The 21,905-nt window shown below is 73.5% G+C and carries 19 protein-coding genes; 10 read left to right on the plus strand and 9 right to left on the minus strand.

What is annotated here, in order from left to right; all coding sequences use genetic code 11:
- Positions 1–80: 80 nt before the first annotated feature.
- Genes OVN18_RS02405 through OVN18_RS02415 form a run of 3 tightly spaced genes read left to right on the plus strand, consistent with a single transcriptional unit; the run spans position 81 to position 2,767 of the window.
- A complete protein-coding gene (locus OVN18_RS02405; protein WP_267781697.1) occupies positions 81–1,661 on the plus strand; it encodes a sodium-dependent transporter in 1,581 nt (526 codons plus the stop codon).
- Entirely contained in the window at positions 1,658–1,825 is a 168-nt protein-coding gene (locus OVN18_RS02410; protein ID WP_267781699.1) for a methionine/alanine import family NSS transporter small subunit, read from the plus strand. The genes OVN18_RS02405 and OVN18_RS02410 overlap by 4 nt, the downstream gene beginning before the upstream one ends.
- A 39-nt stretch (positions 1,826–1,864) precedes the next feature.
- Complete coding sequence (locus OVN18_RS02415) at positions 1,865–2,767, plus strand: EamA family transporter (RefSeq protein ID WP_267781701.1); 903 nt, start codon at positions 1,865–1,867, stop codon at positions 2,765–2,767.
- Here the strand turns inward: OVN18_RS02415 and OVN18_RS02420 are convergent.
- The 4 genes from OVN18_RS02420 to OVN18_RS02435 are packed head-to-tail and all read right to left on the minus strand — an operon-like array spanning position 2,707 to position 6,543.
- Complete coding sequence (locus OVN18_RS02420; RefSeq protein ID WP_267781702.1) at positions 2,707–4,086, minus strand: DUF6716 putative glycosyltransferase; 1,380 nt, start codon at positions 4,084–4,086, stop codon at positions 2,707–2,709. The two genes, OVN18_RS02415 and OVN18_RS02420, sit on opposite strands and share 61 nt — an antisense overlap.
- Positions 4,083–4,955: an N-acetylneuraminate synthase family protein gene (locus tag OVN18_RS02425; protein WP_267737968.1), complete on the minus strand. Its 873-nt coding sequence runs from the start codon at positions 4,953–4,955 to the stop codon at positions 4,083–4,085. Before OVN18_RS02425 ends, OVN18_RS02420 begins: the two co-directional genes overlap by 4 nt.
- Positions 4,952–5,623 (minus strand): acylneuraminate cytidylyltransferase family protein, encoded by a 672-nt coding sequence (locus tag OVN18_RS02430; protein ID WP_267781703.1) that lies wholly within the window; start codon positions 5,621–5,623, stop codon positions 4,952–4,954. The genes OVN18_RS02425 and OVN18_RS02430 overlap by 4 nt, the downstream gene beginning before the upstream one ends.
- Entirely contained in the window at positions 5,620–6,543 is a 924-nt protein-coding gene (locus tag OVN18_RS02435) for a hypothetical protein (RefSeq protein WP_267781704.1), read from the minus strand. The genes OVN18_RS02430 and OVN18_RS02435 overlap by 4 nt, the downstream gene beginning before the upstream one ends.
- A gap of 283 nt (positions 6,544–6,826) precedes the next feature.
- On the opposite strand from OVN18_RS02435, the gene OVN18_RS02440 reads away from it, so the two are divergent.
- A complete protein-coding gene (locus OVN18_RS02440) occupies positions 6,827–8,398 on the plus strand; it encodes an acyl-CoA carboxylase subunit beta (protein ID WP_267782860.1) in 1,572 nt (523 codons plus the stop codon).
- The gene (locus OVN18_RS02445) at positions 8,395–8,655 is read left to right on the plus strand and encodes an acyl-CoA carboxylase subunit epsilon (protein ID WP_267781705.1); all 261 of its coding nucleotides are present in this window, start codon (positions 8,395–8,397) and stop codon (positions 8,653–8,655) included. Before OVN18_RS02440 ends, OVN18_RS02445 begins: the two co-directional genes overlap by 4 nt.
- Positions 8,656–9,100: 445 nt before the next feature.
- Here the strand turns inward: OVN18_RS02445 and OVN18_RS02450 are convergent, their stop codons facing one another.
- The 4 genes from OVN18_RS02450 to OVN18_RS02465 form a co-directional block, all read right to left on the minus strand.
- A complete protein-coding gene (locus tag OVN18_RS02450; protein ID WP_267781706.1) occupies positions 9,101–10,138 on the minus strand; it encodes a hypothetical protein in 1,038 nt (345 codons plus the stop codon).
- A gap of 8 nt (positions 10,139–10,146) precedes the next feature.
- Positions 10,147–11,409, minus strand: a complete 1,263-nt coding sequence (locus OVN18_RS02455; RefSeq protein ID WP_267781707.1) for a sensor histidine kinase — start codon at positions 11,407–11,409, stop codon at positions 10,147–10,149.
- Entirely contained in the window at positions 11,396–12,073 is a 678-nt protein-coding gene (locus OVN18_RS02460; protein ID WP_267781708.1) for a response regulator transcription factor, read from the minus strand. Before OVN18_RS02460 ends, OVN18_RS02455 begins: the two co-directional genes overlap by 14 nt.
- 107 nt (positions 12,074–12,180) lie before the next feature.
- The gene (locus OVN18_RS02465) at positions 12,181–13,413 is read right to left on the minus strand and encodes a class I SAM-dependent RNA methyltransferase (protein WP_267781709.1); all 1,233 of its coding nucleotides are present in this window, start codon (positions 13,411–13,413) and stop codon (positions 12,181–12,183) included.
- Between the two features lie 64 nt (positions 13,414–13,477).
- Between OVN18_RS02465 and OVN18_RS02470 the strand changes: the two genes are divergently transcribed.
- Together OVN18_RS02470 and OVN18_RS02475 are read left to right on the plus strand one after the other, a co-directional pair.
- Positions 13,478–14,107: a Maf family protein gene (locus OVN18_RS02470; RefSeq protein ID WP_267781710.1), complete on the plus strand. Its 630-nt coding sequence runs from the start codon at positions 13,478–13,480 to the stop codon at positions 14,105–14,107.
- A 91-nt stretch (positions 14,108–14,198) separates the two neighbouring features.
- Positions 14,199–15,974, plus strand: coding sequence for an acetyl/propionyl/methylcrotonyl-CoA carboxylase subunit alpha (locus tag OVN18_RS02475; protein ID WP_267781712.1), 1,776 nt, complete (start codon positions 14,199–14,201; stop codon positions 15,972–15,974).
- A 36-nt stretch (positions 15,975–16,010) separates the two neighbouring features.
- Here OVN18_RS02475 and OVN18_RS02480 read toward each other — a convergent pair whose 3' ends face one another.
- Positions 16,011–17,450 carry an NAD(P)H-quinone dehydrogenase gene (locus OVN18_RS02480; protein ID WP_267737978.1) on the minus strand — a complete coding sequence of 480 codons (1,440 nt, stop codon included), beginning with the start codon at positions 17,448–17,450 and terminating at the stop codon, positions 16,011–16,013.
- 79 nt (positions 17,451–17,529) lie between these two features.
- Between OVN18_RS02480 and OVN18_RS02485 the strand changes: the two genes are divergently transcribed.
- The 3 genes from OVN18_RS02485 to OVN18_RS02495 all read left to right on the plus strand — a co-directional run bounded on the left by OVN18_RS02485 (position 17,530) and on the right by OVN18_RS02495 (position 21,862).
- On the plus strand, positions 17,530–18,363 hold the full coding sequence (locus OVN18_RS02485; protein WP_267781713.1) for a purine-nucleoside phosphorylase: 834 nt from the start codon (positions 17,530–17,532) through the stop codon (positions 18,361–18,363).
- Positions 18,364–18,488: 125 nt separating this feature from the next.
- Positions 18,489–20,168 (plus strand): phospho-sugar mutase, encoded by a 1,680-nt coding sequence (locus OVN18_RS02490; RefSeq protein WP_267781715.1) that lies wholly within the window; start codon positions 18,489–18,491, stop codon positions 20,166–20,168.
- Between the two features lie 557 nt (positions 20,169–20,725).
- On the plus strand, positions 20,726–21,862 hold the full coding sequence (locus OVN18_RS02495; RefSeq protein WP_267781716.1) for a hypothetical protein: 1,137 nt from the start codon (positions 20,726–20,728) through the stop codon (positions 21,860–21,862).
- Positions 21,863–21,905 lie beyond the last annotated feature (43 nt).

Below are 21,905 nucleotides of genomic sequence, written 5' to 3' on the forward strand. Positions count from 1 at the left end.
CATCAGCGCGCTGGTAGCGTTGCCGACCGCGCGGAGCCCGTCGGCGCGCGCCGTCCTGGAGACACCCGGAGGAGCCCCGCATGCCACGATCCAGCCCGAGCGCCGCGGGACAGCCCCGCGAGGCCTTCACCGGTCAGGTCGGGTTCATCCTCGCCGCCATCGGCTCGGCCGTCGGCCTTGGCAACATCTGGCGGTTCCCCGGGGTGGCCTACGAGAACGGCGGCGGGGCGTTCCTCATCCCGTACATCGTCGCGCTGCTGACGGCGGGCATCCCGATCCTCTTCCTCGACTACGCGATCGGGCACCGGTTCCGCGGAGCCGCCCCGACCGCCCTGCGCCGCCTCGGCGGGGCGCGCGCGGGCCGCCTGCTCGAGGGGCTCGGCTGGTTCCAGGTCGCGATCGCGTTCGTGATCGGCCTCTACTACACGGTCGTCATCGCCTGGGCCCTGAGCTACTTCGTCTTCTCGTTCGACATCCGGTGGGGGGATGACCCCGCCGGGTTCTTCCAGGGCGAGTACCTGCGCGTCTCCGACCCGGGGCTCAGCCTCGACGTCGTACCGGGCGTGCTCGTGCCGCTGGCGCTGGTGTGGATCGCCGTGATCGTGGTGCTCGGCCTCGGAGTCGCGAAGGGCATCCAGCGGGCGAACGTGATCTTCCTGCCGCTGCTGCTCGTCGGGTTCCTCGCGCTCGTGATCCGTGCGCTGCTCCTCGACGGCGCGGCCGAGGGGCTCAACGCCCTCTTCACGCCCGACTTCGCCGCCCTGGCGGACCCGGCGGTGTGGATCGCCGCCTACAGCCAGATCTTCTTCTCGCTGTCGATCGCCTTCGGCATCATGATCACCTACTCCTCGTACCGCAAGCGCCGCGCGAACCTCACCGCGCCCGGGCTCGTCGTCGCCTTCGCGAACTCCTCGTTCGAGATCCTCGCCGGCATCGGCGTGTTCGCCACGCTCGGGTTCTTCGCCGTGCAGCAGGGGGTCGCGGTCGGCGACCTCGAAGGCCTCACCGGGGTCGGGCTGTCCTTCGTCACCTTCCCCGCGATCGTGGCCGAGATGCCGGGAGGGCCGATCTTCGGGGTGCTCTTCTTCGGCTCGCTCGTCATGGCCGGGTTCACCTCGCTGCTGTCGGTGCTGCAGGTCGTCTCGGCCGCGTTCCAGGAGAAGTTCGGCGTCGGCCCGCGGCGGGCGGCGGCGACGATCGGCGGGGTGTCGGCGGTGCTGTCGATCCTGCTGTTCTCGACCACGACCGGACTCATCGCCCTCGACACCGTCGACCACTACGTCAACAACATCGGCATCGTCGCCTCCGCGATCCTCACCACGGTGCTCGTGATCCTCGTGCTGCGCCGCGGGGCGGAGCTGCGCGGGCACCTCACCGCGGTGTCGACCATCCCCGTCGGCCGGTGGTGGACGGTGCTCGTCGGGGGGCTCGCCCCGCTCGTCCTCACCGTCATGCTGGTGACGCGCATCGTCGCGCTGCTCACCGAGGGGTACGACGTCTACCCCTTCCTCTACCTCGGGATCGTCGGCTGGGGCTCGCTGGGCCTCATCGTCGTCGGCGCGATCGTGCTGACGTCCCTCCGCTGGCGCCGCTCCCCCGACGACCTCGCACCCTGGCCGGCGCCCGCCGATCTGCCGACGCGAGCGGAGGCCCGCCGATGACCCCGATCGCCATCACCTTCCTCATCGGGGCGCTCGTCATCATCTGGGGCGGGCTCGCCGCGAGCATCCTCGTCCTGCGCCGCCGCCCCGAGCGCGACGACTACCCGGCCGGCGGCGAGCCCGACGAGCGCGAGGGCACGGGCCCGGTCGAGCGCGACAGCTAGGGCGGTCCCCGTGCCCCGCCCGACGACGCCCCGCCGCGCATGACCGGCGCGGTGCTGCTCGCGCTCGCCGCGTCGCTGCTGCTCGGCACGAGCGACTTCCTCGGCGGGCTGCTCTCGCGGCGCACGCCCCTCATCGTCGTCCTGCTGGGCAGCCAGCTCGTCGTCGGCGCGCTGCTCTCGCTCGCCCTGCTGGTCGAGCCCTACGACGCCGCGGCGGGCGACGCCATCGCGGCGGGCATCGTGAGCGGGGCATCCACCGCGATCGCCCTGGCCGCGCTGTTCCGCGGGCTCGCGATCGGCACCATGGGGGTCGTCGCGCCCGTCTCCGCGCTCGCCGTGATCGTGCCCGTCGCGCTCGGCATCGCGCAGGGCGACCCCGTGGGCGGGATGCTCGGCCTCGGCCTGCTGCTGGCGATCGCGGGCACCGTGCTCGCGTCGGGACCGGAGCTGCGCGCCGGTCGCCGGGCCGCGCTCTCCCTCGCCCTCGGCGGGATCGCGGCGCTGGGCTTCGGCGTCTCGCAGGCCGCGCTCGGCATCGGCAGCGCCGAGTCGGTCGTGACGACCCTGCTCACTCACGCCGCGACCGTCATCGGCCTGCTCATCGTCGCCTTCAGCGCCTGGGTGCACGTGCGGCTGCGCGGGGCGGCGGGCCGACTGCGCTCGGGCCGTGCGGCCTCGCCCGCCCTGCTGCCCGCGCGGATCACCGGCCGCGACGCCGCGGCCATCGTCGTCACGGGCGTGCTCGTGGCGGGCGCGAACCTCGCCTTCGCCGTCGCCACGACCGCGGGCGCCCTCAGCACGGTGGCCGTGCTCGCGGCGCTCTACCCCGTCGTCACCGTCGTGCTCGCGCGGCAGGTGCTCGGCGAGCGCGTGCGCCGCGCTCAGCTCGCGGGCGTCGTCCTCGCGCTCGTGGGCGTCGGGCTCATCGCCGCCGGCGGCTGAGAGGCCGGCGGCTGAGGCGCCCGCGGCCGAGATGCGGGCGGCTCGGATGCCCGCGGCTGAGATGCCGGCGACCGTCTCGCCGGCGAGGGCGCCGTCGGCGGCCGCACCCCGGCCACCCGGCCGCGCACCCGCCGGGCGGCGACGAGGGCCGCGCGCAGCGGCACCCCGATGACGAGGGCGAGCGCGGGCAGCACCCCGGCCTCGTGCGCGCCGAGCGCGATGCGACGGTTCCAGGCGGCGCGCAGCGGGCCGCCGAAGGTCGAGCGCACGGCGCGGCGGGGCGCTCCGAGGGTGCCGGCCTCGCGCCGGGCGACCAGCTCGGCGAGCACGAGCGGTGCGTCGTCCTGCTCGGGCGCGTGCAGGTAGTTGCGGGCGGCCCAGCCCGCGGAGGGCATCCGGAACCGGCCCTCGAGGGCGTCGTCCATGCTGCCCATCAGGCCGCTGCCCTCGAAGACGGTGTTGATGAGCGCGTCGCCGACGCCGAAGTCGGTGAGCGCGAGCCCCGGGATCCCGCGGGCGACGGCCTCGATGAGCGCGGTCGAGCTGACGGTGATGAGCGCGCCGGCGGTGTCGAGCGCGGCGAGCATCGAGTCGTGCCGGGTGAGCAGGTTCGACGGCCGCTCGACCTCCTGCAGCAGCGCGTCGAGCGGGTAGCGCTCGTCGTGCGTCTGCGCCTCGCCGTCGAGGGTGCGCAGCTTGAGCACGACCCGCCGATCGGGGTTGCGGCGGGCGAGCGCGACGAGCAGCGCGATGATCGCCCGTCGGTCGGCGAGGCTCTCGGGCACGAGCGCCTGCGCCGCGAAGACGATGTCGTCGCCGGCCGAGGGGTGGCGTTCGAGGAACGGCAGCGTCGCCACGGCGAACCGCTGCGGCCAGCCGAGCTGCTGCGCGCGCTCGGCGAAGGCCTCGCGCTCGCGCAGAGAGTGCACGATCATCGCATCGGCCTGCGCCCGGTAGAACAGCGCCTTCCGCGAGGCGGGGATGCCCACCCCCGGCAGCCCGCTGAGCAGCACGGGCCTGCCGGGCAGAGCCGCCAGCTCGGCCAGCACGACGGCCGCTGTCGGCCCGCGCATGCCGACGAGCACGGAGTCGGGGCGCTCCTCGCGCACCCGCGCGACGAGCGCGGCCAGCGAGAGGGGTGCGAGCGGGGCATCCCGCCAGCGCGTCTGGGCGAGCGCGGCCCGCCGCTGGGCGGCGCTCGGCGCGACGGGGCTGGCGATGAGCGCCAGCCCGGCGCTGTCGGGGGCGAGCCGCTCGGCGGCGCCCGCGGCCCACTTGAGGTAGGAGTCGGAGTCGGCGAGGGCGAGCAGCCGGGTCATGCGGGCACGCGGCGCAGCTTCGCCATGGGGGCGAGCTCACCGGGCTGCACGACCTTGACGCCGTCGCCGAGCGCTCGCTCGATCACGCGGATGTCGCGCACCAGGTGCGCGAGCCCCTGCGGCTCGAGGGAGGCCGCGTGGTCGCTGCCCCACATCGTGCGATCGAGGGTGATGTGCCGTTCGACGATGCTCGCGCCGAGCGCGACGGCGGCGAGGCTGATCTGCAGGCCCCGCTCGTGCCCGGAGTAGCCGATGGGCACGCCGGGGTAGCGCTCGGCGAGCGCGGGGATGACCCGCAGGTTCGCCTCCTCCGCCGGCATGGGGTACGTCGAGGTGGCGTGCAGCAGCGCGAGCGGGCTGCCGGCGAGCGCCGCGACCGCCCGGTCGATCTGCTCGAGGGTCGACATGCCCGTCGAGAGGATGACCGGTCGGCCCGTGGCGGCGATGGCGGCGAGCAGTTCGAGGTCGGTCACCGAGGCGCTCGCGACCTTGATGGCGCAGACGTCGAGCTCGTCGAGGAACTCCACGGCGGGCACGTCCCAGGGCGAGGCGAAGAAGTCGAGGCCGCGCAGCACCGCGTGGTCGCCGATCTCGATGTACTGCTCGCGGTCGAGCTCGACTCGGTAGCGGTACTCCAGGTAGCTCATCTCGCCCCACGGGGTCTCGCGCCGCACCTCCTTCATGTGCTCGGGCGTCGAGATCGCCGGGGTGCGCTTCTGCAGCTTCACGGCGTCGGCTCCGGCGTCGGCGGCGACGTCCACGAGGCGCTTGGCCAGTGCCACGTCGCCGTTGTGGTTGAGGCCGATCTCGGCGATGACGTACGCGGGCATGCCCGCACCGATCTCGCGGCTCCCGATGGTGATGCTCATGTCGTCCCGCTCCCTGCGCCCGCGAGCGCCTCGGCGAGCAGCAGGTGCTGCTCGGTGTCGATCTCGATGGCGAGGTGCTCGTCGACGAGCGCCGGCACCACCCGCCCGAAGAAGCGGTGCCGGGCCTCGAGGAAGCCCCGCGCCCGCATGACGTAGAACGCGCCCGTCTCCGCCACCTGGGGCGGAGCATCCTGCCGGCGCAATCGCACGGCGGCGTCGTGGTTGATGCCCTGCCAGCCCGTCTCGCCGGGCTGCCAGAGGAAGACGGGCGTGGCGATCGCGGCGAACACCACGTCGGCCTCGCCCGCGCGCACCCGCCCGACGGCGTCGTCGAGGTCGGCGGGCTCGATGAAGGGCGAGGTCGCCTGCAGGAACACGAGCAGCTCGATGGGGCCGAGCTGCCCGAGCGCGTGCAGCAGGGCGGCCTCCGAGCTCGCCTCGTCGGTCGCGAGCGCCGCGGGACGCCGCACGACCTCCGCGCCGCAGCGGGCCGCCTCCTCGGCGATGGCGGCATCGTCGGTGCTCACGACGACCCGGTCGATCGCGGCGCTCGTGCGGGCCGCGTCGATCGCCCGGGCGACGAGACTGCGGCCGCCGACCCGGCGGAGGTTCTTGCCGGGCACGCCCTTCGATCCGCCGCGCGCGGGGATGACCGCGACGACGCTCATCGGCTGAGCACCGGGATGGGATCGAGGCGGATGCAGGAGCCGGTGCCGGCGAGCACGCGCTCGAGCGTCTCGATGGCGCTCGACGGGCTGCTGATGATGTCGAGCGGGCGGGTCGTGCCGCCGAGCGCGAGCTCGATCGGCAGGGTCGCGGGCCGCAGGTGCACGTGGCGCTCGAGCTCGAGCGCTCGCAGCACGCGCACCGGTTCGCGGCGGTGCGGGAGGTAGCTGACCGGCCCGGTGCGCGCGATGCCGCGCAGCCAGCCCAGGTGCTCCTCGACAGAGCGGCGGCCGTCGGCGACGGCGGCGGTGCCGAGCACGATGCGGTGCGCCGTCGGGATGCCCTGCGCGGCCTGCCCGGCGCTGCGGGTCCAGGCGAAGTCGTGGTGGTGGACGATCGCGCCGACGCCCCGCAGCCGCTCCACGGCCTGCTCGTGCGGCGGCAGGTAGGTGGTGACGTGCAGCCGGCCCTCGGCCGCGAGCCGCAGCAGCGTGCGGGTCGTCGTCGCCCCGAGGGAGCGCCGCAGGGCCGGTGCCGGAGCACCCGGCCGCAGAAGGGGCGAGCCGGTCGCCAGCAGCGCGGCGAGGTGCCGGGTGATGGCGCCGTCGTCGACGAGGGTGAGCGCGGAGGGCTCGACGCGCGCCAGCCGGGCCTGCACCTGCCCCGAGAAGGGGTCGCCGATGATCCAGCGCCCCTCGGCGCGGAACCGGCCGACCGGCAGCAGGGGGCGGTCGATGCCGAGCCGGGCGAGCGCGGGCGCCCCCGCGAGCTCGGCCGCGTCGACGGTGCGGGCGAGCTGCGCGTCGCCTGAGCGGGGGATGACGGCGATGCCGTCGGGATGCTCGGCCGCGGTCTCGGCCATCGCGGCGTGCTCGAGCACGCCGAGCAGCTGCAGGGGCGATTCCGCCCAGGCCGTCGTCATCGGATGCCGCATCGTCGCCTCCCCCGGTCGAACTGATCCCCCGACGGTAGGAACGGCTCATGTCGCCGCGACGGAGGGATGATGAACGGCGCGGGAACGCGGGGCGAGCATTCGTCGTCACCGCATCGGCCGCCCTGCGGCACGGCTGCGACGCCGCAGCGGCCGCGGCCTGCACACTCGGGTACGGCGCGGGCGAGCATTTTTGTGCCCTTCCGCCAACGGTGCGCGGTGCATCCTGGTCGATAGGCTGACGTGCGTGACTGACGACGCCGCTGCACCCGACATGTCGACCACCGCCGGGAAGATCGCCGATCTGCGGCACCGCTATCACGAGGCGGTGACCGCGAGCGGCGAGGCCGCCATCGAGAAGCAGCACGCCAAGGGCAAGATGACCGCCCGCGAGCGCATCGACACGCTGCTCGACCACGGCAGCTTCGTCGAGCTCGACGAGTTCGTGCGCCACCGCACCCACGCCTTCGGCATGGAGGCCAAGCGCCCCTACGGCGATGCGGTCGTCACCGGCACGGGCACCATCCACGGCCGCCAGGTGGCCGTCTACAGCCAGGACTTCACGATCTTCGGCGGCTCGCTCGGCGAGGTCGCCGGCGAGAAGATCATCAAGGTCATGGAGCTCGCCATCAAGACGGGCGTGCCGATCGTCGGGATCCTCGACTCGGGCGGCGCGCGCATCCAGGAGGGCGTCGTCGCGCTCGGCAAGTACGGCGAGATCTTCCGCCGCAACACGGCCGCCTCGGGCGTCATCCCGCAGATCTCGATCATCTGCGGGCCGGCCGCGGGCGGCGCCGTCTACTCCCCCGCCCTCACCGACTTCGTCATCATGGTCGACAAGACCAGCCAGATGTTCGTGACCGGCCCCGACGTCATCAAGACCGTCACAGGCGAGGACGTCGGCATGGAGGAGCTCGGCGGCGCGCTCACCCACAACCGCGTCTCGGGCGTCTCGCACTACCTCGCGCAGGACGAGCACGACGCCTTCGACTACGCCCGCTCGCTGCTCAGCTACCTGCCCGACAACAACCTCGCCGAGCTGCCGCAGTACGAGGCGAGCGCCGAGCTCGAGATCACCGACGCCGACCGGCGCCTCAACACGATGGTGCCCGACAGCCCCAACCAGCCCTACGACGTTCTCGACATCATCGACCGCGTGGTCGACGAGGGGTCGTTCCTCGAGGTGCAGCCGCTCTTCGCCCCCAACATCGTCATCGGCTTCGCCCGGGTCGAGGGCCGCAGCGTGGGCGTCATCGCCAACCAGCCGCAGGCGATGGCCGGCACGCTCAACATCGATGCGGGCGAGAAGGCCGCGCGCTTCGTGCGCTTCTGCGATGCCTTCTCCATCCCCATCCTCACGCTCGTCGACGTGCCCGGGTACCTCCCCGGCACCGACCAGGAGTGGACGGGCGTCATCCGCCGCGGCGCGAAGCTGCTCTACGCCTACGCCGAGGCCACCGTGCCCCTCGTCACCGTCATCACGCGCAAGGCCTACGGCGGCGCGTACATCGTCATGGGCTCGAAGCAGCTCGGTGCCGACATGAACCTGGCGTGGCCCACGGCCGAGATCGCCGTCATGGGCGGGCAGGGCGCGGTGAACATCCTGTACCGCAACGAGATCAAGGCCGCCGAGGCCGCCGGCGAGGACGTCGCCGCCGTGCGCACGCGCCTGGCGAACGAGTACACCTACAACGTCGCGAGCCCGTTCCTCGCCGCCGAAAGGGGCGAGATCGACGGCATCATCGAGCCCGCCGCCACGCGCGTCGCGGTCATCAAGGCGCTGCGGGCCCTCAAGACGAAGCGCTCGAGCCTGCCGCCGAAGAAGCACGGGAACATCCCGCTGTGACCGGCGCCGAGCCCGCTGAGACGACGATGGATGCTCTCGCCCCCGTCGTGCGCATCGTCGCGGGCAGCCCCACCGACGAGGAGCTCGCCGCGACCCAGGCCGTCATCGCGGCCGTGCTCGCCGAGCAGGCGGCGGCCGGAGCGGCTCGCGTGCTGCCGCCCGTCGACCACTGGAGCCACGCGGCTCGGGCACCCCGTGCCATCGTGTACCCCGGCGCGGGTGCCTGGTCGGCATCACGCGGCCAGCGCGGGTGCTGAGGCGGCCCCCCGAACTGGGGCCGTTTGTCCCCCAAAATGACGACTGTGCACGCTCCCCGGAACGGTGCATGATTACTACCAATAGGTGACGCGGCTCCATCGTGAGCTGCTCACCGCCCATCCCAGCGGGTAAGGGTATACCTGCTGGTGATTGGGGGGCGAGTTAGGGGCACATTCGGGTTGTGGCTCTAACTCGATACGTTGCGAAGGGCCGGGGATGGGTACCCCGGCCCTTCGATCGTTAACGCGTCGCGATCGGCAGCGCGTCTCGATCGGCAGCGCGTCTCGATCGGCAGCGCGTCTCGATCGGCAGCGCGTCTCGATCGGCAGCGCGTCTCGATCGGCAGCGCGTCTCGATGGTCTGGGCGTCTCCGGCGTCGACCCGTCGATGTCGGCGAGAGGCCGGCGGCCGACCCTCGTCAGCCGCGCACGCCGCTCCGGCGTCCTACGCCTCGGCCTCGTCGCGGTACCGCGGGATCTCGAGCCACAGGTCGACCTCGTCCTCGTCGTCGTCCTCGCCCGTCGACCCGAGATCGCCCAGCTGCTCGCCCGCGGGGGTCAGCCCCACGACCGTCACGGCGGTCTCGGAGTCGGCCGGGGCCGTGCGGATGATGAGCCGGCTGGCCTCCGTGCCGGCGAGCGCCTCCGCCAGCTCGGCGTGCACGCGGGCGCGCACCTCGTCCGGGAGCTCGTCGAGCCCGCCCTCGTCGTACAGGCTCACCGAGGCGCCCCGACGGCGCGCGCGCATGACCTGGCGCCGCACGGCGTCGTCGAGCAGCGTGCGCCCGCGGATCTCGTCGCGGATCGCCGCCTCCAGGTACAGGCACTCCAGGGCCTGCTCCTCGGTCAGCTCGCCGCCCGTGCGCTCGATGATGCGCAGCATCGGCACGGCCATCGACCCCGTCTGCCCGAGGCGGAACTGCCGCTCGTAGAGGTGCGCCTCCTGGGCGGCCTGCCAGTCGGTGGCCTCCCGCTCGGCGCGCGCGAAGCGGGCCGCGTCGCGCGAGGCCCGCGCGAGAGCGCTGCTGAGGATGTGCGAGATGGCCACCCACGAGACCGAGCCGAGCACGCCGGCCTGCAGCAGCATCCCGGGGCCCGCCCAGGCGATCGTCTGCAGCACGAGCACGGCGGTGCCCGCCCAGGCGAAGGTGTTGCGCAGACGGGTCGAGGTGATGGTCAGCAGGGTCCCGATCGCCGCGACGTACCAGGTGGCGTACCCGAGGCCCCCCTCGCGAGCGGCGTCGAGCTGCGGGGTGATCAGCAGCGGCATGGCCGCGCAGACGATGAGGTTCATGGCGGCCATCCACATCGGCATGCGCGCGGCGCCGCCGGGCAGCAGGCTGATGACGGTGGCCGTGGCGTAGAGAACCATCGCGAGCAGCACCGGGAGCGGGTTGCGCGGAACATCGATCGTGTAGAGGCCGAGCACGATGTGATAGCCCGAGAACAGGCCGGCCATCGTCACGATGAGAGCACGGGGCACGCCGATCCTCATCGCTCCTCCTCGTCCGAGTCCGCCATCGGCGCGCGCATTCCGACGACCGGCCAGTGCAGGTGCACGACCGTTCCGGTGCCGGGAGCGGAGCGCACCTCGGCCGCCCCTCCGGCGTTGGCCATGCGCTCGACGATCGAACGGCGCACGCCCAGACGCTCGCCGGGCACCTGAGCGAGGTCGAAGCCCTCGCCCGCATCCCCGATCTCGATCTCGATCGCGCCGCCCTGCACGCCCGAGACCCGCAGCCAGCGCCGCACCTCGGGGCCTCCGGCGTGCTGCACCGAGTTGACCATGGCCTGCACCGCGGCCGAGTAGAGGGCCTCCGCCTGACCGGACGGGATGATGCGGGTGTCGAGCGACCGCACGCGGATGGAGATCGGCACCGAGAGCTCGCGCGCCGCCGTGACGATGCGCTCGGCCACCTGACGGAACCGCACCGTGCTGCCGTCGTCCGGCGTCGACTGCGCGGCCTCCTCGAGGTGGCGCATGGCGTTGCTCGCCATCGTGGCCGCCAGCGCCTTCTCGGCGGGGGACCCGGCCCGGGCCGCGGTGAGGAACGTCGTCAGCACGCTGTCGTGGACGATCGAATCGACCTGCACCCGCTCGACCTCGGTGGCGTGCTGGCGCACGGCGTGCGAGTAGCGGTCGAGAGCGGTGCCCTGGGCCTCATCGACGGAGGACGCCGCGACGCGCGTCATGGTGACGATGACGAGCACGCCGCCGCCGAGGATCACGGCGAACACCGCATCGAACAGCCCCAGCTCCCACGGGCCGCCGCCGCCGTTCGGCATCGCGCGGATCGCTCCGTAGATGAACGGCACGATGAACAGGTAGAGGGATGCCCCGCGCACGCGCAGGCCCACCGCGGCGCACGCCGTCGCCACCGTCGTGAGCTGGTACAGCCAGTGGTTGCCCGTCTGCGGCTCGATCACGAAGAACGGCCAGGTGACAAGTGCGATGACGTAGACCGCCGCGACCACCCGGTGCGACCCCACGACGAAGCGCTTCACGATGGAGCACAGCATCGCGAGCAGGATCGACCCGTAGACCGCTCCGACCGCGAGCGCGGACCAGAGCGGCTGGCTCAGCGCGTACTGGCTGGGAATGGTGAGCAGAGCCTGCAGGGCGAAGACGACGCCGAATCCCGAGACGGAGCGGGAGAGCACGGTATCGACGCGCTTGCGGCTCAACGGCTGGCGCGGCAGCTTGACCCCCGAGGGGGTGCGGAAGGCGGCGGGGGCCGCCTCAGGCGGACTCATCACCATCCGGATCGAGGCCGGGGAGGATCCCGTCCTCCACCGCGCGGCGCAGCAGGTCGACCTTCGTCGGCGCGGGGCGCCCGACCTCCACGTACTTCGCCCGGATCCGGTCGAGGTACTCGCGGGCGGTGGAGTACCCGATGCCGAGCTGCTGCGCGGCGAGCTTGAGCGGCAGACCCGAGGCGTAGAGGTGCAGGATCTCGCGCTCGCGCCGACCGAGCTGCGCCTTGGCGAAATCGCGATCGGCGTCGATCGCGCTCGCCCACTCGAGGTTGTTGAGCACTTCGCCGCGGGCGACGGTCTCGGCCGCGGTGATGACGGTCTTCGTCGCCGACGACTTGGGGATGACCCCCGCCGCTCCGGCGGCGAGCGCCTCGCGCACGCTCGCGACGCGATCGGCGATCGAGTGCACGAGCACCGCCGAGCCGGTGGCCTGCACGGCCTTGACGTTCTCGGTGACGCTCGAGCCGTCGCCGAGGCTGAGGTCGAGGACGACGACGTCGACCTCGCGCCCGCCGAGACCCTCGACGAGCTCGGGCACCGTCGCCGCGGCGATGACGAAGTCGAAGCCCGCATTGCCGAACGCGGCCTGCAGGCCCAGGCGCACGGACTCGTGGTCGTCGACGACGGCGATGCGCACCGCCCTGCCTTCGGCTACGACCACGGACTGCACTCCCCCACACGATTCGGTGGCGCGCTCGGGCTGCGCACCGCCCCCCCATCGTAGTGGGCGGCGATCGACCCGGACGCGCCGCCGCGCGGTGCCGAGCCTCAGTCGCGGACGAGCCGGGCGACCGCCTCGACGTGGTGGGTGTGCGGGAAGAGATCGAAGGCCCGCAGGTGATCGAGCCGGTACCCGGCCTCGGCCGCGAGCGCCACGTCGCGCGCGAGGGCGACCGGGTCGCAGGCGACGTAGACGATCTGCGCCGGGGCGAGCCGACCGAGGATCCCCATGACCTCGGTGCCCGCTCCCGAGCGGGGAGGATCGAGCACCACCGTCGCAGCGCGCAGGCGATCGCGCTCCGCCGTGCTCGCGTTCTGCTCGGCATCGCGCAGCCAACGATCGACGCGCGCCGTCTCAGCCGCCGCGCCGACCCAGTCGGAGAGGTTCTCGGCGGCGTGATCGGTGGCCCGGGCATCCGATTCGACGCTCGTGATGCGCGTCGTCGGGCCGAAGCGGTCGCCGACCGCCGCCGCCAGCAGCCCGACCCCGCCGTAGAGGTCGAGGTTCGCCGCGCGCGGGTCGAAGAGCGCGTCGTCGACGGCCTGCTGCACGGCCGCGCTCAGCACGCCGGGGGCCTCGCGGTGGACCTGCCAGAAGCCGGTGTCGTCGAGCTGGAACTCGCGCTCGCCGACCCGCTCGCGGATGACGGTGGGCTTCTGCTCGCCGAGCACGAGGCGGGCATCCCCCCGCGTCGGGGCGAGCACGTCGACCGTCGCGATGCCCTCGAAGCGCTCGTCGAACGGCGTCGCGGCCTGCACGGCGGCCGAGGCGAGCGGCACCTCCTGCACGGGGATCACGGAGTGCGAACGGCTGGCCATCGGGCCGATGCGGCCCTGCTCGTCGACGTGCAGACGGATGCGCGTGCGCCAGCCGAGGCCGTTGGCGGCGTGGTCGCCCGGCATCTGCTCGACCTTGACGTCGCTCTCGATGCCGGCCATGCGCTGCAGCGCCTCGGCGAGCACCTGCCGCTTCAGCTCGCGCTGGTGGGAGAGCGCGATGTGCCCGAACTCGGCGCCGCCGGCGCGACCGCGGGGATCGCGGTCGATCGACGCGGCCGACCAGACGTGCTCGCGCCGGTGCTCGCTGGGCTCGAGGATGCGCACCGCGTCGGCGCGCCAGAAGCTCTTCTTGCGGTCGTCGCTGATGCGCGCCACCACCGTCTCGCCCGGCACGGCGTCGGTCACGAAGACCACGCGCCCGTCGAGCCGTCCGACGGCGATGCCGCCGTGCGCGATCTTGCTAACCTCGAGCTCGACCTCGCGGCCGATGAATTCACCCATGCGCCCAGCCTAGGTTCCCGGCTCCCGGCCCGGCACCGGGCGGCGCTCGACCGGCAGGAACCGCATGCGCCTCTATCTCGCCTCCACCTCCCCGGCCCGCCTCGCGACGCTGCGCGCCGTCGGCATCGAGCCGGTGACGATCGCCCCGGGCGTCGACGAGGAGGCGGCCGTCGCCGCGGCCGGCCCGCTCACGGCCCCCGAGATGGTGCAGCTGCTCGCGCGCCTCAAGGCCGAGGCCGTGCTCGACTCGGCCTCGCTGCCGGCGCACGAGATCGACGGCTTCATCCTCGGCGGCGACTCTGCCTTCGAGCTCGACGGCGACGTGCACGGCAAACCGCACCTGCCCGAGGTCGCCCGCGAGCGGTGGCTGCGTCAGCGCGGCCGCAGCGGCGTGCTGCACTCCGGCCACTGGCTCATCGACCACCGCGGCGGTGAGCCGCGCGGGGCCGTCGGCCGCCCGGCGCAGGCGCTCGTGCAGTTCGCGCAGGACATCGACGAGGCAGAGATCGACGCGTACATCGCGACCGGCGAGCCGCTCGAGGTCGCGGGCGCCTTCACGATCGATTCGAAGGGCGCCGCGTTCATCTCGTCGATCGAGGGCGACCCGCACGCGGTGGTGGGGCTCTCCGTGCCGCTGGTGCGCACGCTCGTGCACGAGCTCGGCGGGCGATGGACGGAGCTCTGGAACCGCTAGGGCGACCTGTGGGCTCCTGCAAGGCATTCCCGACGCTTTTGTGCGGGTGGCCCAAACGCGGCCGGGCGAGCGCGCCCTAGGGTAGAGAACCATGGCCCGCATCACGAAGGTTCTCATCGCCAACCGCGGGGAGATCGCCGTCCGCGTCATCCGCGCCGCCCGCGACGCCCGCATCGGCACCGTCGCCGTCTACGCCGATCAGGATCGGAACGCGCGGCACGTCACGCTCGCCGACGAGGCCTACGCGCTCGACGGCTCGACGAGCGCCGAGACGTACCTCGTCATCGACAAGCTGCTGTCGGTCGCCCGGCGCTCGGGCGCCGACGCGGTGCACCCCGGCTACGGCTTCCTCGCCGAGAACCCCGACTTCGCCCGCGCCGTGATCGCCGCCGGCCTCACCTGGATCGGCCCGAGCCCCGAGGCCATCGAGCAGCTCGGCGACAAGGTCAGCGCGCGGCACATCGCCGAGCGCGTCGGCGCCCCGCTCGCCCCCGGCACCCTGAACCCCGTCGCCGACGCCTCGGAGGTCCTCGACTTCGTCGACGTGCACGGCCTGCCCGTCGCGATCAAGGCGGCCTTCGGCGGCGGCGGCCGCGGCCTGAAGGTCGCGCGCACCCGCGAGGAGGTGCCCGAGCTCTTCGACTCGGCGACCCGCGAGGCCGTCGCCGCCTTCGGCCGCGGCGAGTGCTTCGTCGAGAAGTACCTCGACAAGCCGCGCCACGTCGAGACCCAGTGCCTCGCCGACGCGCACGGGAACGTCGTCGTCGTCTCCACCCGCGACTGCTCGCTGCAGCGCCGCCACCAGAAGCTGGTCGAGGAGGCGCCCGCGCCGTTCCTCACGCCGGAGCAGACCGAGCTGCTGTACTCCGCGTCCAAGGCCATCCTCCGCGAGGTCGGCTACGTCGGCGCCGGCACGTGCGAGTTCCTCATCGGCGCCGACGGGACCGTGTCGTTCCTCGAGGTCAACACCCGCCTGCAGGTCGAGCACCCGGTCTCGGAGGAGGTTACCGGCATCGACCTCGTGCGCGAGCAGTTCCGGCTCGCCGAGGGCGAGGCGCTCGGCTACGACGACCCGCCCGCCCACGGCCACTCTTTCGAGTTCCGCATCAACGGCGAGGACCCGGGCCTGAACTTCATGCCGATGCCCGGCCCCGTGCACGTGCTGCGCTTCCCCGGCGGCCCCGGCGTGCGCGTCGACTCGGGCGTCACGACGGGCGACGTGATCTCCGGCGCCTTCGACTCGCTGCTGGCGAAGCTCATCGTCACCGCGCCGACCCGCGAGGAGGCGCTCGAGCGCTCGCGCCGCGCCCTCGCCGAGTTCGAGGTCGCCGGCCTGCCGACCGTCCTCCCGTTCCACCGCGCGATCGTCGACGACCCGGCCTTCGCCCCCGCCGACGGCGCCCCCTTCAGCGTGTACACGCGCTGGATCGAGACCGAGTTCGACAACACCATCGAGCCGTGGAGCGGCTCGCTCTCCGACACCGTGCCCGCGGCGGATGCGCGGCACACGGTCGTCGTGGAGGTCGGCGGCAAGCGGCTGGAGGTGTCGCTGCCCGGCACGCTCATGCCGAGCGGAGCATCCGGCGCCGCCACCGCCCTCGCCGCACCGCCCAGCCGTCGCGGCGGGTCGGCCGTCGCCGTCGGCGCCTCGGGGGATGCCGTGAAGAGCCCCATGCAGGCGACCGTCGTGAAGCTCGCCGTCGCCGAGGGCGACCGGGTCGTCAAGGGCGACCTCGTCGTCGTGCTCGAGGCCATGAAGATGGAGCAGCCGATGGCCGCCCACAAGGACGGCGTCGTCACGGCCCTCAACGCCTCGGTCGGCGAGACGGTGGCCTCCGGCCACGTGCTGCTCTCCATCACCGACTAGCGCGCCGCCGCGGCCGGCGCCGCCGCGCGGGACGCGCTACTCGTGCACGACGTGCATCGCGCGTGCGGCATCCGTCACCGCGCCCGAGAGGGACGGGTACACCGAGTACGCGCGGGCGAGCTGGTCGACCGTCAGGCGGTGCTCGACCGCGAGCGCGATGGGCAGGATGAGCTCGGAGGCCTTCGGGCCGACGACGACCCCGCCGATGACCGTGCCCGAGCCGGTGCGGGCGAAGAGCTTGATGAAGCCGTCCTTGACCCCCTGCATCTTCGCGCGCGGGTTCGAGGCGAGCGGCAGCTTGTAGATCTGACCCTGCGCGACGCCGTCCTCGATCTGCTTCTGCGACCAGCCGACGGTCGCGATCTCGGGCGCGGTGAAGATGTTCGAGGTCACGTTGCGCAGCTCGATGGGCGAGACGGCGTCGCCGAGCGCGTGGAACACGGCGGTGCGGCCCTGCATGGAGGCGACCGAGGCGAGCGGCAGCGAGTCGCTGCAGTCGCCGACCGCGTAGATCGAGGGGATGGAGGTGCGCGCGACCCGGTTGGTGCGGATGTGGCCGCTCTCGGTGAGCTGCACGCCGGCCTCCTCGAGCCCGATGCCGGCGGTGTTCGGGATCGACCCGACGGCCATGAGCACGTGGCTGCCCTCGATGACGCGGCCGTCGCCGAGGTCGACCCGCACGACGTCGCCGTCGCGGACGACGGACTGCGCGCGGCTCTGGCTGAGCAGCTCCATGCCGTTGCGGCGGAACACGCGCTCGATGAGGGCTGCGGCATCGGCATCCTCGCCCGGCAGCACCTGATCGCGGCTCGAGACGAGGGTGACCTTCGCGCCGAGCGCGGTGTAGGCGCTGGCGAACTCGGCGCCGGTGACGCCCGAGCCGACGACGATCAGGTGCTCGGGCACGTCGTCGATCTCGTAGAGCTGCTTCCAGGTGAGGATGCGCTCGCCGTCGGGCTTCGCATGATCCAGTTCGCGCGGCGAGGCGCCGACGGCGACGATGACCGTGTCGGCGTCGCAGGTGTCGACGTCGGTGCGCTTCTTGCCGGATCCGACCGAGACCACCACGCGCTGCGGGCCGTCGAGCCGCCCGTCGCCGACGACGATGCGCACGCCGGCCTTCACGAGCTGCTGCTTCATGTCCTCCGACTGCTGGCGCGCGAGGCGCAGCAGCCGCTGGTTGACGGCGCGCAGGTTGACGGTCACCTCCGGCTTGACGCTGCGCCCGCTCTCGCCGCGCGCGAAGAACTGCACGCCGAGGTCGGTGGCGTCGCCGATCGCCCCCGCGGCCTCGGCCGTGGCGATGAGCGTCTTCGAGGGGACGACGTCGGTGAGCACCGCCGAGCCGCCGACGCCGACGCGCTCGACCAGCGTGACATCGGCCCCGAACTGGGCACCGGCGAGGGCGGCTTCGTAGCCGCCGGGCCCTCCCCCGAGAACGACGATGCGGTGCTGGCGTTCGAAGAGACTGGGCATTGCCCTATCCTCCCACGCGGCGCGGATGCGCACGGAAGCGCACCGGCCCGCTCACCTGCGCGGCAATACGATGGGGGCCATGACCGATCACGCCGCGCACCCCCTCGACGACCCCTCCGCCGACCCGTTCGCGATCGCCGCGGAGGCCGCCGCGCAGATCGCCGAGCGCACCGGCGTCGAGACGCACGACATCGCCCTCACGCTCGGATCGGGCTGGGCGAAGGCCGCCGACCTCATCGGCGAGACCACCCACACGATCGCCGCGACCGACATCGCGGGCTTCAGCCGACCCGCGCTGGAGGGCCACGTCGGCACCCTGCGGTCGATCCTGCTGCCGAGCGGCAAGCGCGCCCTCGTCATCGGCGCGCGCACCCACTACTACGAGGGGCACGGCGTGCGGCGGGTGGTGCACTCGGTGCGCACGGCGGCCGCGGCCGGGGCATCCGTCATGATCCTCACCAACGGCGCCGGCGGCATCAAGGAGCACTGGACCCCGGGCACCCCCGTGCTCATCAGCGACCACCTCAACCTCACCGCCGACTCGCCGCTCGAGGGCGCGACCTTCGTCGACCTCACCGATCTGTACGCGCAGCGCCTGCGGGCGATCGCGCACGAGGTCGCTCCCGGCCTCGACGAGGGCGTGTACGTGCAGTTCCGCGGCCCGCACTACGAGACGCCCGCCGAGGTGCAGATGGCGAAGACCATCGGCGGCCACATCGTCGGCATGTCGACGGCCCTAGAGGCCATCGCCGCCCGGCAGGCCGGCATGGAGGTGCTGGGGCTCTCGCTCATCACCAACCTCGCGGCGGGCATCTCGCCCGAGCCGCTGAGCCACGGCGAGGTCATCCAGGCCGGCAAGGACGCCGAGCCCGTCATCAGCGCGATGCTCGCCCGCATCGTCGCGGCCCTCTAGCGCCCGCCGAGGCGCACGCAGCCCGCGCGCACCCGCACCGCACTGAACCCGCACCGAACCCGCACCCGACCCGCACCGACCCGAGCGACAGCCGCGGCGACGATCGCCGCCGGAAGGAGCATCCCGTGACCACGATCGACGCCGCCAAGGCCTGGCGCGACCAGGATCCCGATGCCGAGACGCGCGCCGAGCTCGACGCGCTCATCCCCCGCGCCGAGAAGGGCGACGCGCAGGCGCTCGCCGATCTGGGCGACCGCTTCGACAGCCGCCTCGCCTTCGGCACCGCCGGGCTGCGCGGCGAGCTGGGCGCGGGCCCGAACCGCATGAACCGCGTGCTCGTCGCCCAGGCGGCGGCCGGGTTCGCCGACTTCCTGAAGGGCAGGGAGGATGCCCCGAGCATCGTCATCGGCTACGACGGGCGCATCAACTCCGACGTGTTCGCGCGCGACACCGCCGAGATCATGGCGGGCGCCGGCGTGCGGGCCGTGCTGCTGCCGCGCGCACTGCCGACGCCCGTGCTCGCCTTCGCCGTGCGGCACCTCGACGTCAGCGCCGGCGTCATGGTGACGGCGAGCCACAACCCGCCGCGCGACAACGGCTACAAGGTCTACCTCGGTGGCGCCGACCAGGGTTCGCAGATCGTCGCGCCCGTCGACGGCGAGATCCACCGGGCCATCCTCGCCGTCGCCGATCGCACGACGGTGGATGCCCTGCCGCGGTCGACCGACTACGCCCTCGCCGACGAGGCCGTCGTCGAGGAGTACGTGCAGCGCACCGCCGCGCTGGTGCCGCGGGGTTCCGACGCCCCCGCCCGCGCCGTGGTGCCCTTCGTCTACACGGCCATGCACGGCGTCGGGTGGGAGGTCGCGGAGCGCGTCTTCGCCGCCGCCGGTCTGGGCGAGGCGACGGTCGTGCCCGAGCAGATCGCGCCCGACGGCGCCTTCCCGACGGTGGCCTTCCCGAACCCGGAGGAGCCGGGCGCGATGGATCTCTCCTACGCGACCGCGAACCGTGCGGGCGCCCAGCTGATCATCGCGAACGACCCCGACGCCGACCGGCTGGCGGTGGCCGTGCCCGACGCGTCCGCGCCCGAGGGGTGGCGCCGGCTGAGCGGCAACGAGGTGGGGGCGCTGCTGGGCTGGCGCATCGCCGAGCGTCTGCACCGCGCGGGTGCGCGGGCGAAGCTCGCGGCATCCATCGTCTCCTCCCCCGCCCTCGCGGCCGTCGCCGATTCCTACGGCCTCAGCTACAGCGACACCCTCACGGGCTTCAAGTGGGTCTCGCGGGTCGGCGGGCTCGCCTACGGCTACGAGGAGGCCCTGGGCTACCTCGTCGACCCCGAGAAGGTGCGCGATAAGGACGGCATCTCGGCCGCGGTCGAGTTCCTCGCCCTCGTCGGGGAGCTCGCGGCCGAGGGTCGCACGATCGCCGACCACCAGGCCGACTTCGACGAGCGCTTCGGCGCCTTCGCAAGCGCCCAGGTCTCGCTGCGGGTCACCGATCTGAGCCGCATCGGCGCGATCATGAGCGCTCTGCGGGCAGCCCCGCCCACCGCGATCGGCGGCATCGAAGTGACCCAGGTCGACGACTTCATCGACGGCTTCGGGGTGTTCCCGGCGGGCGACATCCTGCGGTTCTGGATGCACGGCGGCGCCCGCGTCATCGTGCGGCCGAGCGGCACCGAGCCCAAGGTCAAGGTCTACATCGACGCCTCGTTGACTTCGGGCACGGCGGCGGAGCGTCGCCGGGCCGCCGAGGAGCAGGTCGCCGCTCTCGAGGAGGGCATGCGGGCGCTCGTCGCCTGAGCCGCGCGCGGGCTGCGGTCGCCGGGGTCGTCGAGGGCACGGGGGCATCCGCGCGTCGGGGTCGGCCGGCCGCGCCTCGGGGTCACCGACCGGGCGGTCGTCCGCCTGGTCGTCCGTCTGCCAGGCCGTCCGTCCGCCTAGCCGTCTGATCGTCTGGTCGTCAGAACGGTCGGCCCGTCCGGATCGGCCCGTACGGCTCGGCCCGTGACGCACGGGTTCCCCCGTCCCGCGCCTTCCACAACTGCGGATCGCATGAGGCGCATTCACCCGTTCCGCAGTTGTGGAAGGCCCAGCACCCGCGACCCTCACCCCGCCGGCCGCGACGGCGTCGGTGCCATTCCGCCCCTGCGCATGCGTCTGCGCTCACCAGCGCACCGGCGCACCGGCGCACCGGCGCCCGCGCCTATGCCCGCACCGCTACCGCTGCCGCGCCCGTGCCTGTGCCCGTGCCCGCACCACAACCGCCACCGCACCCGCCCGCACCCGCGCCGGCCGAACGCCGACCGCCGTCCGACCACCCCGATCCCACCCCTAGCCCCCTGTGCTTGACTGATCGGGTGCCCCGCCCCCGCCTGCTGACGCCCCTCGTGGCGCGCCTGCTGCTGCTCGCCCTCGTGGTCGGCGCGGTCGGCATCGGGGCGGGCGCGGTCGGATCACCCGAGCTCTCCGGCGTGCTGCGCACCGCGGGCATCCTCATCGCCGCGACGGCGCTCGTCGCGCTGTGGGCCCGGCGCGGCCACGATCGCCTCGAGCGGCTGCCCGCGATCTCGGCCGTCATCATGGCCGTCGCCACCGCTCTCTCGGCCGTCGCCATCATCTGGCTGCTGAACAACGGCCCCGACCGCCCGATCGGGCTCATCGGCGTCACCGCCGCCATCGGCATCGTCACGGCGAGCGCCGCAGCGAGCGCGGGCACCACGATCCTCATCCGACCCCACGTCGAGGCCATGCCCGCCCACATCTGGAGCGGCATCGGCGGCGCCGGCCTCGCCATCCCGTTCATCGTCGCGGGCGCGGCCCCGGAGGCGATCATGGCCGGCGCCGTCGGCCTCGCAATCGCCGACCGCGCCTACCACCGCAACCAGGCGCACGAGCTGGCGGTGCGCGAGGCGCGGCTGCGGGGCGAGCCGGTGCACGCGCCCGCTCCGCGGTGGACGCCGCCCGAGCGCCGACGCGCCCTCCTGCTCGGCCTCGCCGCCGTGCTCGTCGTCGCGGTCGCCTGGGCGATCGGCATCGGCATCGGCGACCTGCTCGGCTCGGCCGCGGTCGGTCAGGCCTTCGCCGTCGTCGCGCTCGCCGTCATCCCGCTCGCCCTGCAGGTCGCGCTCGTGCTGCGCTGCGCTGCGGCGTTCCGGCCGTGGGCGGTCGCCGGCGGCGGGATGCTCGCTCTCGCCGCGCTCATCTCCCTCGTCGTGCCGCTCGAGGCCGTGAGCTTCGCGGCGATCGCCCTGCAGTCGGCCGCCGTCGCCCTGCTCGCCGGCGCGCTCGCCCGGCTCGGCCGCGGAGCGGGCCGCGAAGGCGCGGCCCAGGTCGCCGTGCTCGCCGCGACCCTGTGGTGGCTCGCCCTCGTGCCGACCGGTGGCCTGCTCATCGCCGTCGTCGCCATCGTGACGACGGCCGTCGCGTTCCGCCGGAAGGCTGCGAGCGCGCCCCGCCCGGCCCGGCCGCCGCAGTCGGCGACCACGCTCGGCTGAGCCACGGCCCCGACACCGACTCTCGACATCCCGCGCTCGGCGG

The sequence above is a fragment of the Microcella daejeonensis genome, from assembly GCF_026625045.1.
GTDB lineage: Bacteria > Actinomycetota > Actinomycetes > Actinomycetales > Microbacteriaceae > Microcella > Microcella daejeonensis.

Coding starts and splice junctions, on each gene's coding strand:
- OVN18_RS02405 (WP_267781697.1), top strand. CDS start 81: ATGCCACGATCCAGCCCGAGCGCCGCGGGACAGCCCCGCGAGGCCTTC.
- OVN18_RS02435 (WP_267781704.1), bottom strand. CDS start 6,543: ATGACGACGGCCTGGGCGGAATCGCCCCTGCAGCTGCTCGGCGTGCTC.
- OVN18_RS02420 (WP_267781702.1), bottom strand. CDS start 4,086: ATGACCCGGCTGCTCGCCCTCGCCGACTCCGACTCCTACCTCAAGTGG.
- OVN18_RS02430 (WP_267781703.1), bottom strand. CDS start 5,623: ATGAGCGTCGTCGCGGTCATCCCCGCGCGCGGCGGATCGAAGGGCGTG.
- OVN18_RS02425 (WP_267737968.1), bottom strand. CDS start 4,955: ATGAGCATCACCATCGGGAGCCGCGAGATCGGTGCGGGCATGCCCGCG.
- OVN18_RS02455 (WP_267781707.1), bottom strand. CDS start 11,409: ATGAGTCCGCCTGAGGCGGCCCCCGCCGCCTTCCGCACCCCCTCGGGG.
- OVN18_RS02480 (WP_267737978.1), bottom strand. CDS start 17,450: ATGCCCAGTCTCTTCGAACGCCAGCACCGCATCGTCGTTCTCGGGGGA.
- OVN18_RS02410 (WP_267781699.1), top strand. CDS start 1,658: ATGACCCCGATCGCCATCACCTTCCTCATCGGGGCGCTCGTCATCATC.
- OVN18_RS02440 (WP_267782860.1), top strand. CDS start 6,827: ATGTCGACCACCGCCGGGAAGATCGCCGATCTGCGGCACCGCTATCAC.
- OVN18_RS02475 (WP_267781712.1), top strand. CDS start 14,199: ATGGCCCGCATCACGAAGGTTCTCATCGCCAACCGCGGGGAGATCGCC.
- OVN18_RS02465 (WP_267781709.1), bottom strand. CDS start 13,413: ATGGGTGAATTCATCGGCCGCGAGGTCGAGCTCGAGGTTAGCAAGATC.
- OVN18_RS02470 (WP_267781710.1), top strand. CDS start 13,478: ATGCGCCTCTATCTCGCCTCCACCTCCCCGGCCCGCCTCGCGACGCTG.
- OVN18_RS02485 (WP_267781713.1), top strand. CDS start 17,530: ATGACCGATCACGCCGCGCACCCCCTCGACGACCCCTCCGCCGACCCG.
- OVN18_RS02415 (WP_267781701.1), top strand. CDS start 1,865: ATGACCGGCGCGGTGCTGCTCGCGCTCGCCGCGTCGCTGCTGCTCGGC.